This is a genomic window from Novosphingobium umbonatum (assembly GCF_004005905.1).
Taxonomy (GTDB): domain Bacteria; phylum Pseudomonadota; class Alphaproteobacteria; order Sphingomonadales; family Sphingomonadaceae; genus Novosphingobium; species Novosphingobium umbonatum.
Genome location: NZ_SACO01000072.1, coordinates 1 through 269, shown reverse-complemented (window position 1 = coordinate 269; position 269 = coordinate 1). Strand labels below are relative to the sequence as shown.

Here is a 269-nt window from a genome sequence, read left to right as displayed (position 1 = left end):
CTTCGCGTTCAGCCATCTCAGCCTTGAGCAACTGGGACAGCATAGGAACGGCCGCGTCGAAGGCAGGTGCGCCTTGCTCGATCAGATCGCCGACAGCCTGAGCCATGCCATACATTTTAAGGCCACGTAGCATCACGACCACGGCGGCGCTGGCGGGGTCATGACGCATGACGCATCTCCCTCAGCGTGTCGTAGCGCCCCACATCGGCTTTGGGCTCTTTGCCAAGGCGCAGGGCCTGCGGCGCATCGATGGGAGGAGCCGGTGGCGC

General features: G+C 63.9%; 1 pseudogene. It reads right to left on the bottom strand.

The features are described 5' to 3' along the window. Positions 1-169, bottom strand: a pseudogene (locus EOE18_RS18335) (ATP-binding protein); the annotation flags it as partial. Positions 170-269 lie beyond the last annotated feature (100 nt).